Origin of the sequence: Ferdinandcohnia jepli (genome assembly GCF_047246645.1) — a bacterium.
GTDB lineage: Bacteria > Bacillota > Bacilli > Bacillales > Bacillaceae_L > Ferdinandcohnia.
The window spans coordinates 25353-38505 of record NZ_JBFOKR010000015.1 but is presented as its reverse complement, the minus strand read 5'-3'; the positions used below and the strand labels follow the sequence as shown (position 1 = coordinate 38505).

Genomic DNA, 13153 nt, shown 5'->3' with positions numbered 1-13153 from the left:
AGGTGGAGTAAATGAATATAAAACATGAAATGAATTTCCCGAAAGATGCGATGCGTGTATTAAAAGAAACAAGCCGTACATTTTATATTCCAATAACATTTTTACAAAAGGAATTAAAACATACAGTTGCATGTGCTTATTTATCCTTTCGAGCAATCGATGAAATTGAAGACCATGAAGAACTGAGCAATGAGGTAAAACACTCAATTTTAACGCAGATGAGTGAATTGTTTAAACAACCATTCAATGGTGAGAAGTATTTACAGATTCTTGAGCCAGTAAAAAGTAAACTGCCTGAAGTTACTCTACGTTTAAGTGAGTGGCTCCAAGCGTGTCCGAAAAGTACACTGCCTTATGTGATGAATGCTAGTAGTGAAATGGCATTCGGAATGGCGAAGTGGGCAAAAGCAAACTGGAGCATCCGTACACGTGAGGATTTAGATGAATACACTTATTACGTCGCGGGACTTGTCGGAGTGATGCTTTCAGATCTATGGGAGTTCTGTGCAGGTGTAAAAGCTGATCGAAACCTAGCGATTGGGTATGGTCGTGGGCTTCAAGCTGTAAATATTCTGCGTAATCAAAAGGAAGATTTAGTGGAACGTGGTGTGAGTTTTGTACCTGATGGGTGGACTCGCAATGAGCTGTTTGAATATGCAGACGAAAACTTAGCCAAAGCAGACGAATATATGAAGTCACTGAACAAACAAAGTATTCTACTCTTCTGCCGTCTTCCACTTGCTCTTGCGCATAAAACGTTGAAGGCAATGAAAGATGGACGTGAAAAAATTACACGTGCAGAAGTAGAACAAACGGTAAAAGAAATTCAGATAGATTAAACATTTGAACATTAATAAAGAGAGCTTGGTAAAGTGGGTTTGCCAAGTTCTTTTATAAAAAGTACGTTTCTAGAAAGTACGCATAGAGGTGAAAGTATGTCTGAAGAAATTAATCAGAGAAAAGCAGAACATATTCACATAGCAATGAATGAAAGCGTGACTGGAAAACAGATTACATCAGGATTTGAGAGGGTCCATTTTATACATAATGCTTTACCAGAAATAGATTTTAAAGACATCGCCTTGAATACTACTTTTTTAGATTATCAGTTAAAAACTCCTTTTTTGGTCAGTTCGATGACTGGAGGAGCTGAGATGGCCGAGAGTATTAATCGAAACTTAGCCATTGCTGCAGAGGAAAAAGGCTGGGCGTTGGCACTCGGTTCTACAAGAGCTTTGTTAGAAAGTGATTACTTTCGTTCGTCCTTTCAGCTAAGGGACTATGCGCCAACCATACCTATCATAGCTAACTTGGGTGCCGTACAATTGAATTACGGGTTTGGTGTGGATGAATGTAGGAAGATTATCGAAATCACAGATGCCAATATGTTGGTTCTTCATTTAAATAGTCTACAGGAAGTACTTCAAACGGATGGAAATACGAATTTTAAAAATTTGCTTTCTAAGATTGAAAAGCTATGTCAAGAACTAGAGGTTCCCGTTGGCGTGAAGGAAGTTGGCTGGGGAATTGATGGGGATGTTGCCAAAAAATTATACGATGCTGGTGTGGCTTTCGTGGATGTAGCAGGAGCTGGCGGTACTTCTTGGAGTCAAATTGAAAAACGGAGATTAACAGATGTGGTTCGAAAAATTGCTGCAGAAAGTTTTAGTGAATGGGGAATCCCAACTGTTGATAGTATATTATCCGTAAGAAAACAGTGTGAACATCAGCCTTTGATCGCAAGTGGTGGCATTGTGAACGGAGTAGATGCAGCAAAGGCGATTGCACTTGGAGCAAACATCGTTGGAATCGCAAGAGGTTTACTAAAAGCAGCAACCGAATCAGTTGATGATGTAGTAGAAATGATGGAAATTAGAGCTTTAGAACTACAAATGGCGATGTTTGGGATAGGTGTATCCAGTATTCAAGAGTTACATGAGACACGTCGGTTGAAAATTGATTAAATGGTAGTAGATTTCGTGGTAAAGAGGTAAAATATCTACTATGAATGAGAAGATGCTCGGGTGATTTTTCGCTTAGAGCATTTTTTTGTGTGTTTTTTTGCTTGTGATTTAGTGATTTAAAAGCTTTACGGTTTTTAATTTTAATTTATGGTTTTTAATTTAAAAATACGATTTTTAATTTGGATTTACAGTTTTTAATTTGAATATACGGTTTGTAATCAGGATTTACGGTTTTTAGCAATTTTGACGCAAGTCTGTCTGTAAAGATATCACCAATTACTTATGGCTGTTTAAAATAATTGGTCCATAAATAGCGAAAAAAACAAGAGGAGGATAACCTCTTGTTTGTTCTTTTCTGTTAGAATTTTGCGTTTTAGCTAGCCAATTTAACCAAAAATATAAAATATAGATTGAATGTTTGCTATAATTTTAATTTAGAAATGTATTTATCCTAAAGTAAGTTATTCTCTAATGATATTTTTATGTATACGATGATGTTCATTCAAATACTTACTATTAAAAAGAATAGAAGGAGAATAAATTTTATGAGTCGCTGCAAAATATGTCTTCAACCTCTTGCATATCTTGAAATTCCAGGCATTTGCTCTACTTGTTCTCAAAAATATGAATTGAAAATTACTAGACTTATTAACCGAAACCAAACAATAACAATTAATGAGTTACGTGATTTTTATTGCGTTCAAAAACGTATTTTTGATTATGAGGAACTAAAGAGTATTTTAGATAAATTAATATTATCTCAACATATAGGTGAAAATGCGGGTATCTATTATCTTTTGCCGCTCGGAATAACACTAATTCAAGAAAGTAATAAAGCAACAAAGCCAAGAATTGAGCCAATCTCTAAAGGGATAAAAATTGTATATAAAATAATTGGACATGATAGCAACAATAGCACGTATAGTACTACTTTTGAAATGTCCATGGATAATCAAATATTTAATGAAATAGCAGCAATATATTTCGCAAAACAGCAATTGTCATTAATTTGGGATATTCCTACTAATAATATATTTGCAGAAAAAATTTCTTAATTAAAATTAAATACATAATGTACCTAAATTAATGCTATTTTTGGCGTTAGAGTTACTAAAAAAAAGCAGTGGTTAGTTAATTTTTTGAAAAAGTAAAAACCAGCCAAAAGGCTGGTAATGATATTATTAAGGAGTTGTTGTAGTAGTTGGAAAGATTTGTTCGTATTTAGCATCTAATGCGTCTTTTGCGCTCTCGATTTGAGTATTAGCTTCTTGTGTTAATTGTTCTTTACCATCAGCGATATCAGTTGTTGCCTGAGTATTAGCTTCTGTTTGTAGGTCATCGCTATAAGTCTGAATCTCACCCTCTGCGCGAGTTTTCTCTGAATCATTCCAAGTTCCAAGTTCTGAAGCTATTCTATTTTTTAAAGCTGTCATGAAAGTATCTAATTCAGCTAGGGTTGATGTCTCTTTAGCAGAAGTTGCTTGTGACATTTCTCCTGATTCGCCATTCAATATTTTCGTGAAATAAGAGGCAACATTCGCTAAAAGAGGAGATGAACCAAGGGCTGCGCTTGCTCCTACAAATATTGAACCAGCAATCGCTATAGTAGCGACTTTCTTAGTAAGACTGCTGTTTTTTGTATTTGGCTTTGAGAACTTTTCTTTTCTCGAAGATACGATTTCCATTTAGTAATTCCCCCTGAGATTCTATTATTTGAATCTCCACTTGCTTTATACAAGTGGCAACTGGCTGACATAGTGTTGACTATACACCTTAGTCCCTATAGCTTTGCGCCCACATTTTTCAATGTGTTTGCAATTCATATTAAACAACAGAATATACATTAATGTATAGCAGTAAAATATGGGAATGATAAAAGAGTTCTTTAGTTACGATGCTGTTTTTTTTAACGAAGCGACTTAGTTAAATATGAAAATTGTTTTAATACGAAGCTAAACTAAGGTATAATGATTATTAGTCTAGTCTAAAAGTCTTTATAATGTCCGGTATAAAGCATTGTAGCCCTATCTCTCATGAGGTAGGGTTTTTTATTTGTCTATATTATTCAATGGATGCGAAGGTAACGTTAGGGGAAAAGTCAGATTAAAAGTATTTAGAAGCAATTTTACTTTAATCAATTTGAATCATAAAAAGTATAAAAACCCAGAAATGCTAACAAATCATTCGTGAGTCTTTATTCTATGCACGAGAGTTTAACTTTAAAGAGGATTATTGTAAATAGTATAGAATAATTACTAAGATTAAGTAAAAAGTTAATCTGAATAAATATTGATCTATCACTGTAATAACAGAATACTTTACCAAATATTATTTAAAAATGAAGTTAAATAAAACGACTACCCATTTTATTTATTTCATTATTAATTGTCTAATCGAAAATATAGAAAGTTAATGGAAGGAGTTGAGTCTAAGTGGAGACCCACATTTCGAATACTGTAGATTCGCTTAAAGATGACATTATCCAATTTTTACGGGAACTAATACAGATACCGTCTGAAAACCCTAAAGGAGATTACGAGGAAATTTGTTTGTTTCTGCAAACAAAGATGATGTCCTTTGGATTTGAGGTTCAACTTATAGAAGTTCCATTTGAAGAAGTAAGTAAGAGAAATCTTCAGAAGCCAAGAAAAAGTGTCATTGCCACTTTAAAAGGGAAAGATCGAGGAAAAAGACTGATATTTAATGCACATATCGATACAGTACCTGCAGATGATAATTCTAAGTGGAGAAATGGCCCATTTTCCGGTCATATCGAAAATGGAAAAATCTATGGTAGAGGGGCAACAGATTGTAAAGGGAGACTTGCATCTTACATAATGGCGGCAGTTACCCTGCAAAAAGCAGATATTCCATTTGATGGTGATATCATTATTGCGGCTACATGTGATGAAGAGATTGGAGGAGAATTTGGCGCAAAGTATGTAACAGAAAACAAGATTGTTCAAGGAGACATGGCTGTTGTTGAGGGCTATAGCAATATGATTATTCGAGCAATGGCAGGAATCATGAATCTGAAAATAAGTGTTGCAGGAAAACCTGCACATTCGGGATATAAATGGCAGGGAATCAATGCAATTGAGAAAATGTCAAAGTGCATTGAGGCATTAATGGAATTACAGAGTGAACTGGAAAATGAAAAATCATCGATCCAGGGAATGAACTATACAACTCTAAATATAGGTGTCATTAAAGGTGGTACGAAAATTAATGTGGTTCCAGGGAGCTGTGAGATAGATATTGATTTCAGGGTGATACCTGAGCATACACTAGATGGGGTTTTCTTACGAGTAGAACAAGTGCTCCGTAAGTTACAAGAGCAAGATCATGAGTTAGAAATTCAAATTGATAGATTAAGAGGTTTCGAGACCAATCCTACAGTTGTGGAAGAAAATTCACCTTTGATTACAGAACTGCAAAAAGCAGTTAGGGAAGTCTCAGGAAAAGAATTACCTGTAGTAGGAGTATTAGGTCAATCAGATGCAAGATATTTTATCGAGCAAGGCATACCTACAATTAATTATGGACCAGGGACCAATCAAAATAATCTCCATGGTTTTAATGAGTTCATAGAAATTGATGATCTTATTGAAACGACAAAAGTGTTAGCAACTTTTTCAAAAAACATTCTTCAAAAAGGAGAGGGAATATAATGTCATTTTTAAAACAGGAGAGGATTGCAGCGAAAAGCTTTTTTAAACCATTTATAATCCAAAGTTTTACAGTAAGTAATGATGAACAGACTATTATTTTCAGTAGTAATATAAGTGGGGGATACCACCTTTGGGGGCTTGATGTGAATCATCCATTCCCATACCCACTCACCTCACATAATCAAAATACAGAATCGATTCATGTTAATGAAGATTTAATACTATTTGCCAGTGACCATGATGGCGATGAGAATATGCAGATATATGCAACAACCCTTTTAGGAGGAGAACCTAAACCAGTCCTTGTAAAAGAAGGAACAAAGCATTTTCTCCACAGTACATCCGGCAACAAAATATATTACTCATCAAACAATGAAAACCTACTTTACCTCAACGCCTATGAATACAACTTTGAAACAAACGAAGAAAGATTGTTAAATGTTGGAGAAATAGCGGAAACACACCTGCTTGCAGTAAGTCCAAATGAAACTGCATTTGCTTATATCACAAAACATAATCACTCTCATATGCATGCATTTATTAAAAAAGATAATAAAAAGATACCTATCATCAGTAATCCGGAATTCGAATATCGAGTGGCAGCAGTCCAATTCGTGAACGAGCAAGAGGCATATGTTGTCACGAATTATGGAAAGGAATTTAATTATCTAGCAACGTTTTCTCTTGAAACTGGCGCCCTTGTTCCTATTTTAGAAGTTGCAAACGAGGATATAGTGGAGATTCAAAATAATAATGGATATGTATACTTGCGTACCATAAAAGGTGTCCGAGATAATTTATATCAATTTTCTGTTGAAAATTCACACTTACAAAGAATTGAAATACCAATAGATAGTATTGAACAATGGGTTATTACTGAGAGTGGAACAATTTTTATCAGTGGTTCTACATCTAAAACGCCGGAAAATATTTATCGAAGAGACTATTCAGGTGAATGGAAACAATTAATGGTTAATAGAATACCAGGTATCTCGTATGAAAGCTTAGTTGATTCTGAAATAGTTACATATCTTTCATTTGATGGACAACTTATTGAGGGATTGTTTTTTAAGGCAAAACCTGAAAATCAAAATGGTTATACAATCGTGTACCCTCATGGTGGTCCACAATTCGCTGAGATAAAAAAGCGATATGATAGCCTTTTTCAGTACTTTGTTAATCTAGGATATAATCTCTTTTGCCCTAATTTCAGAGGGACTCCTCATTATGGTACCTCGTTTATGAGAAAAATAGAAAGAGACTGGGGAGGAGGTCCTAGACTAGATATTCTTAGCGGAATTGAGTGGGCTATAGAAGAAGGGAAAATTGAAAAAGGAAAGGTCATCGTTTTCGGTGCCAGCTACGGAGGATATATGTCGTTACTTTTAGCGGGTAGACACCCTGACTATTTTCAGGCATGTATCGATTTATTTGGTCCTAGTAATTTATTTACATTAGTAAATGACACACCAGAGCATTGGAGAGCCAGAATGGATTCGTGGATTGGGAACCCTGTTAGAGACCGCGAAAAACTGATAGAAGATTCCCCGTTAACATATACTGACAACTGGCGTGTGCCTCTATTAGTCATACAGGGTGCAAATGATCCACGTGTAAAACGATCAGAATCGGAACAAATCGTAAACGCCTTACGAGCTAAAAACATCGAAGTTGAATATATGGTATTTGAAGATGAGGGCCATGGATTCTCGAAAAAGAAAAATGAACTATTGGCAATAGAAAAGATAGAACATTTCTTAAAAGCATTTATTTAAATATGAATGATAGACCTCACCATTTATCTTATCAGGCTGGATCTAACAAAGATGGTATGAAGTCTGTCCATATAGCTCTAGAAAATCTAAATAAATATGACGCTATAAATTTCGCTGAAACCTTTAAGACATGAATTCGTATACATAGTAGATGGTCTTATAAGGGGGTTGCTATCTTGTCAAACCAAGTTGATCATATTATTAAGATTATAAAGGAGCTTAAGGAATCTCCTAGTAAAGGGAAGAAGCTTAATCTAGATAAGTTTGAGCGTGTTGTAGGAAATGTGGATTCCTTCTCCGAGAGTTGTGAAGAATGTCAGAAACATATGCTTAGATTAGAGAATCATATTATACAAGTAAAAGAGAATGTCGGTACTGTTGACGAAACAATTACTAAACAACATAAGCAATTTATTAGTTCCGTTACTTCTCATCTTCATAAGAAACATAAGTTGGTATCAGAAGGAACTTATTTTACAACTTTTATGTCCATAGGGATTAGCTTAGGTGTCGCGTCCGGCTTAACTATGTTGGATAATATTGGTTTGGGAATAGCATTTGGTATGAGTATTGGTACAGCAATTGGAATTGCCATGGATGAAGATGCTAAGAAAAAAGGGAAAATGATATAGATTCTCCCATAATTATTAAAAATCACCTCATTAGATTGAGGTGATTTGTTTTTTTATGTCTGGTCTCTTGTTCGTATTATTAGAAGGTTGATAGTCTTTCCTATTAGTTATTAACTTAAAATATTAATATGAAAACATTAACAATAGAGAACTAAACAATCTAGGAACGAGCAATATTAGAACTAAACCAGTGAACACATATGTAACATATTTTTTCCTATCTACACCTTCTTTTAGTTCCCACAACCCAATCGTAATAAAATACAAACCTATCATTATAAATATTTCAGGCAACAAACCAACAAGATAATTCATTTTAAAATCCCCTTTAGAATAATTGTTCTTCAATTAATATAGAATCATATTAACATAATATTCCAAATACCTATACAATTTTTGCTCTGAGCGCTTGTTTCAGAAATAACTGGTATGGCAGTAATATGACTAACTAAAATTAAATAGTACTTTAAAAATAAAAGATGTAGACAAAGTAATTTTTGTTATCTATCTCTTATTTTTTTACTTTTTGCACAGATCACTCCAATAGCCTCTAAAACACAACTATTTACCTAGAAACTCTACAGTATAATAAGCCGTATATAGTAGTAATTTCAGGAATAATATGTAAAGTTTTTTTAGAAAGGAACAGAAAATGGAAAACATCACTTTAGAACAAGTTGAGAAGGAAGAGAAAAAGCGTTCAAAGAAAGACTTTTTAATAGCTATACCAACTATTGCAGTTGCGTTTGGTTCGATTTGGGCGTATGTAGAGGGAATGGAGTATTTACAAATCAAAACATTTTCAACAGAGGACTCATTTTTAACAGTAACAATTTCAAGTTTTTTGTACCATATTATGATTGTTATTTTATTTTTACTAATTTTTCCAATGGTTGGTGAGTTTATTCTTAGTAACCGTTCCAAACTAACCGTTAAACAACTTATGAAAAGAGTTTTAGTGTTGGCAATTCCATGTATACCTGTTATGTATTTATCTTTTTATAGTTATATAGATATTGGAGAACAATCGATTACATATGATCCATTTTGGCCAGGAGAGAAAAAAACGTATGCGTGGGAAGATATTGAATCGGTTGTGATTGATGAGGCGAGCTACCGAAATAAGAGATTTGATTATTATGTGAACTTTATAGACGGTACCAGCTTAGATATCTGGGGAGACACCAGAATGAATATAGAAGAGTTAAAACTGGTGGATGATAAGGTCAGGGCAAACGGAATACCCAAATATATCAACGAACCTCCTTATGAAAAAGGACTAAAAGATGCTTATGGAGATCATCCAGAAGAATATAAAATTGTACAGCAAGTAATCAGTGAATAATAAACTACTTTCAATTTAAGTGAAACTAACAAGAGGAGTTGTAAAATGGCATTCGATATCAATGAACATTATGATTTTGATACTTTTTATTCAAGAGAAAAAGATTTAACTTACTCTAATATTTATACAAATAAAGAAAAATGGGGAGCTATTATTGTTTGTGTTTTCTATTTTAGTATAGTAGCTTTTTTAATTGGAGTGGCCATATATGTGGTAATTTGGGAGTCTTTAATTTGGCCTGTATTTATAATAGGATTAGGCGCGCTGTTACCGATAGGGATAGCAATAGCGGTCACAACTAATTTCCGAAAGATTTTAACCAGCCGAGTATCCATTGAACTTAATCAAGAAGGCTTTACCCAAACAATAACAAATCGAAAAACACAAGAAGTACAGGAAATACATCTCTCGTTTAAAAATATGGAAAGTGTAACTCTGGGACGCCATCTTTACGTGGTCAGTGGGAGAAAACACAGTCCAGGCACATATTGGCTTAGTATTGAAGTAGCCATGAAGGGAGTTACGGTTGATGGGAATATGGTTTTAAAACGATTCCCTTTAAAAAATCCAGATGAAATTCAGCTTTGGATTGAGCAATTTCAACAAAACAATATCCCAATCTACTATATTGATAGATTACTAAAGGATCTACCATTAGAGGAGTACGACAAACTTGATAAGTTGAGATATCCAGTAGAAACAGGAGATATTCGACTAGCCTATAAAACTGAGGACCAAAAGGCACCTCTCAATTGGGATGGGAAGAGGATTTATCATTAATTAAAACAAGGTGAAAATATGAAAAAAGTAAATTACAGAACTAGTACCATTCTTGGACGTCTAGTAATATGTGCAATATTTATTGTTCCGTCAGTATCTCTGATCCTAGCCGGCTTATTTTTAGATGCATCAGCTATACGGAAAATTATTTCTATCGTTGCTGGTCTTGTTGGAATCGTGTTTTGTGGCAGGATATCTATTATGCTAATAATATTGTTACTGACTAATAAAAAAATGTTCAGTTATGACAACGAAGAAATCTTTGTCAAAAACAAACATATCAACATCGAAAAAATAAAGAAAGTTGATGTAGAGAACAATATTCAAACTGGATATTTAGAAATTAGAACTCCGGCATATGTCCTTTATTCAGCAGATGGTGAACGTATTTATATACCGACTTTCTATGTGGTTGCTAAGAAGGACTATCCAGTTATTCTTCAAACACTTAAAGATATTGTAAGTGATAAAAGTAAAAGATAGGGTTAGGAACTAGTAAATCTGAGATATGCGTGATTCTTATCAGGGGAACTTTGAAAACCAAACAAATTTCATTAACGAACATAAAGAATCAGATGAATTTACAGGAGGAGTAGAAGAAAATCTGGTTTTTAACTAATTATTGCTCGGGTGGAATTTGGAGTTGATATTTTAGGAGTTTCTAAGTCGATAGAGAATTTTTTTACCATAGTTCAAGATATTAAAAGGAAACGCTAGTACCGTCCTAACGTTTCCATCTTCACTATAGAATTTTTTTAGCAATAATCTCAGTTGCCTTTTTCGGATTAAGTCGATATAAAATGTCCATGATTTTCGAGTCGTTTCCAGCTAATACTCGGTATTTTTTATCTTCTATTCCTTTAATTATGATGGATGCTGCATCTATTGGGCTGAGCAGCTTATAGGAATGATTGTCAGCACCAGCTTTCTCTACTTTCGCTTTTTCAACGAGGTCTGTGTCGACTCCACCTGGTATGATGAGTGTTACACCTACATTGGTTTTTCGAAGTTCGGAGTGGAGTGCTTCTGTAAACATTTTTACAGCTGCTTTTGAAGCACAGTAGATGGTTTGCTGCGGTATTGGCAGAGATCCTCCCATGCTTGCTACATTTGCAATATGGGCTTCCGGTCTCGATAAAAGATGAGGTAAAAAGGTTTTACACATATATAACGTTCCGTTGAAATTGACATCCATTACCCATTGTATTTGTTCATACTCAAGATCATTTACACTAACAAATGGTTGAATGATTCCGGCATTATTGATGATTCCATCCACGCTTCCGTGAGTCTCGATAATCTCTTCAGGAAGTTTTTCCACATCATCTCTGTTTGCGATATTTGCCGTGTGTATAGACATCCTGTCACCATAGATATCTGAAAATGTCTGCAACTTCTCTCGTCCATTCTTGTGGATGATAGCTGCGACTTTTGCTTCCTTTTCCAACAGCTGCCGAACGAGTTCCCTCCCAATTCCACCACCTGCACCAGTAACGACAATGACTTTATCTACTACTTTCATCGTATTCCTCCATAGTAAAAAATAATTACTCGATATCATATGTTCGGTGTGAGTTAAAATGCCGATTTATTAATAAGATTTTTATATGAAATATTTGTCATTTAATGATGAGGGCCATAGAAATTATAAGGTGCTGGATATAGAATTCAATTACGTCATCTGACCCAAAAAGAGTCTCCGGATTCCGGTGACTTTTGGTTAAAACGATAGATTCAACCACTGTCTGTCACCTTAAATAAAATCTTATTCTATTAAGAAGAACGAATAATTCCTCCATTAACATGTATGACTTGACCAGTTACATAATATGAATGATTAGTGGCTAGATATACAAATGCTGGTGCGACTTCAAAGGGTTGTGCTGCCCGTCCCATTGGTATATCCGTACCAAGTGTAGCTACATGATCAGCGGGATACGTACTTACAGTAAGAGGAGTCCAGGTTGGTCCGGGTGCAACGGCATTTACACGAATTCCTTTATTTGCAAGTGATAATGCCAACGACCGAGTAAATGAAACTACAGCTCCTTTAGACGAAGCATAATCAAGGACATTCTTATCTCCTTCGTAGGCAACTCTTGAGGCGGTACTTATAATCGAACTCCCTTGTTTTAAATAGGGAAGAGCTACTTTCGTCATATAAAACAGCGGGTATACATTGGTTCGAAACGTATCTTCGAGCTGTTCGTTGGATACATCCATTATATCCTTCGTGTAGGGCTGCACAGCAGCATTATGAACCACTATATCTAACCTACCATATTTTTCAATTGTTCGAGCAACAGTGAATTCCGAAGTACTTGGATTTCGCAGGTCGCCTTGTATAAGTAGACAATTAGTATTAAATTGTTCCACGTATTTCTTAGTCTCGTTTGCGTCTCTCTCCTCATTAAAATAGACTATCGTTACGTCAGCGCCTTCTTTGGCAAATGCTACCGCTACTGCACGGCCAATCCCACTATCGCCTCCTGTAATAATGGCTACTTTTCCTTTTAGTTTTCCGCTCCCTGTAAAGCCGCTGTAATCAAATATTGGCCGTGGAACCATTTGCCACTCCAAACCAGGCGCATGTTCCTGGTGTTGTGGGGGAAAGGCAATTGGCTGCTGTACGACCTTTTGAACAACACCAATATAAGGATAAACCGGGTAGTCTTGATGCATATTTGTACTTCCTTTCACAATGAATTATGATTCAGAACTTTTATATATAAAGGGGAGACTCATGACCTCCATGGTTTCAATTTAGATGTATAGTATGCCAATTGGGCTACTAAAGTGTTTGGGGATAGTAATAAAGAGCATGCAGAAATTGTAGTTATTAATGATAATTCTAAAAAACTGTCAAATTAACACTTTTTATATAATTTCAGGGATTTTTTACTATCTACCTTATAGTACTTTTTTACCTATTTTTACCTTTTGAGGTAAGATATACTGTTACTATGTAAGTAGAACGATACATAGG

Annotated in this window: 13 protein-coding genes and 1 riboswitch; of the genes, 9 read left to right on the top strand and 4 right to left on the bottom strand. The window is 34.9% G+C overall.

Annotation, left to right across the window (positions count from 1 at the left end; genetic code table 11):
• The first annotated feature begins 11 nt into the window (after positions 1 to 11).
• The 3 genes from AB3M96_RS16445 to AB3M96_RS16435 all read left to right on the top strand — a co-directional run bounded on the left by AB3M96_RS16445 (position 12) and on the right by AB3M96_RS16435 (position 3019).
• Positions 12 to 839 (top strand): squalene/phytoene synthase family protein, encoded by an 828-nt coding sequence (locus tag AB3M96_RS16445; protein WP_412968725.1) that lies wholly within the window; start codon positions 12 to 14, stop codon positions 837 to 839.
• 96 nt (positions 840 to 935) lie between these two features.
• Positions 936 to 1964: a type 2 isopentenyl-diphosphate Delta-isomerase gene (gene fni / locus AB3M96_RS16440; protein ID WP_412968724.1), complete on the top strand. Its 1029-nt coding sequence runs from the start codon at positions 936 to 938 to the stop codon at positions 1962 to 1964.
• Between the two features lie 545 nt (positions 1965 to 2509).
• The gene (locus tag AB3M96_RS16435; protein ID WP_412968723.1) at positions 2510 to 3019 is read left to right on the top strand and encodes a hypothetical protein; all 510 of its coding nucleotides are present in this window, start codon (positions 2510 to 2512) and stop codon (positions 3017 to 3019) included.
• Between the two features lie 126 nt (positions 3020 to 3145).
• On the opposite strand, the gene AB3M96_RS16430 is transcribed toward AB3M96_RS16435, so the two are convergent.
• Positions 3146 to 3649, bottom strand: coding sequence for a hypothetical protein (locus AB3M96_RS16430; protein ID WP_412968722.1), 504 nt, complete (start codon positions 3647 to 3649; stop codon positions 3146 to 3148).
• A gap of 52 nt (positions 3650 to 3701) precedes the next feature.
• Positions 3702 to 3791, bottom strand: a riboswitch (cyclic di-GMP riboswitch).
• A 605-nt stretch (positions 3792 to 4396) separates the two neighbouring features.
• On the opposite strand from AB3M96_RS16430, the gene AB3M96_RS16425 reads away from it, so the two are divergent.
• The 3 genes from AB3M96_RS16425 (at position 4397) to AB3M96_RS16415 (ending at position 8042) form a co-directional block, all read left to right on the top strand.
• Positions 4397 to 5635 (top strand): M20 family metallopeptidase, encoded by a 1239-nt coding sequence (locus tag AB3M96_RS16425; protein ID WP_412968721.1) that lies wholly within the window; start codon positions 4397 to 4399, stop codon positions 5633 to 5635.
• A complete protein-coding gene (locus AB3M96_RS16420; RefSeq protein WP_412968720.1) occupies positions 5635 to 7410 on the top strand; it encodes a S9 family peptidase in 1776 nt (591 codons plus the stop codon). Before AB3M96_RS16425 ends, AB3M96_RS16420 begins: the two co-directional genes overlap by 1 nt.
• A gap of 176 nt (positions 7411 to 7586) precedes the next feature.
• Positions 7587 to 8042, top strand: a complete 456-nt coding sequence (locus AB3M96_RS16415; protein ID WP_412968719.1) for a hypothetical protein — start codon at positions 7587 to 7589, stop codon at positions 8040 to 8042.
• A gap of 123 nt (positions 8043 to 8165) precedes the next feature.
• Here the strand turns inward: AB3M96_RS16415 and AB3M96_RS16410 are convergent, their stop codons facing one another.
• The gene (locus tag AB3M96_RS16410; RefSeq protein WP_412968718.1) at positions 8166 to 8357 is read right to left on the bottom strand and encodes a hypothetical protein; all 192 of its coding nucleotides are present in this window, start codon (positions 8355 to 8357) and stop codon (positions 8166 to 8168) included.
• Positions 8358 to 8694: 337 nt separating this feature from the next.
• Between AB3M96_RS16410 and AB3M96_RS16405 the strand changes: the two genes are divergently transcribed.
• The 3 genes from AB3M96_RS16405 to AB3M96_RS16395 are packed head-to-tail and all read left to right on the top strand — an operon-like array spanning position 8695 to position 10650.
• Positions 8695 to 9387 carry a hypothetical protein gene (locus tag AB3M96_RS16405; RefSeq protein ID WP_412968717.1) on the top strand — a complete coding sequence of 231 codons (693 nt, stop codon included), beginning with the start codon at positions 8695 to 8697 and terminating at the stop codon, positions 9385 to 9387.
• A gap of 45 nt (positions 9388 to 9432) precedes the next feature.
• The gene (locus AB3M96_RS16400) at positions 9433 to 10167 is read left to right on the top strand and encodes a hypothetical protein (RefSeq protein WP_412968716.1); all 735 of its coding nucleotides are present in this window, start codon (positions 9433 to 9435) and stop codon (positions 10165 to 10167) included.
• A gap of 18 nt (positions 10168 to 10185) precedes the next feature.
• Positions 10186 to 10650: a DUF5381 family protein gene (locus tag AB3M96_RS16395; RefSeq protein WP_412968715.1), complete on the top strand. Its 465-nt coding sequence runs from the start codon at positions 10186 to 10188 to the stop codon at positions 10648 to 10650.
• 259 nt (positions 10651 to 10909) lie between these two features.
• Here the strand turns inward: AB3M96_RS16395 and AB3M96_RS16390 are convergent, their stop codons facing one another.
• Both AB3M96_RS16390 and AB3M96_RS16385 read right to left on the bottom strand, forming a co-directional pair.
• Positions 10910 to 11689, bottom strand: coding sequence for an SDR family NAD(P)-dependent oxidoreductase (locus AB3M96_RS16390; RefSeq protein ID WP_412968714.1), 780 nt, complete (start codon positions 11687 to 11689; stop codon positions 10910 to 10912).
• A gap of 251 nt (positions 11690 to 11940) precedes the next feature.
• Complete coding sequence (locus tag AB3M96_RS16385) at positions 11941 to 12849, bottom strand: SDR family oxidoreductase (protein ID WP_412968713.1); 909 nt, start codon at positions 12847 to 12849, stop codon at positions 11941 to 11943.
• Positions 12850 to 13153: the final 304 nt, after the last annotated feature.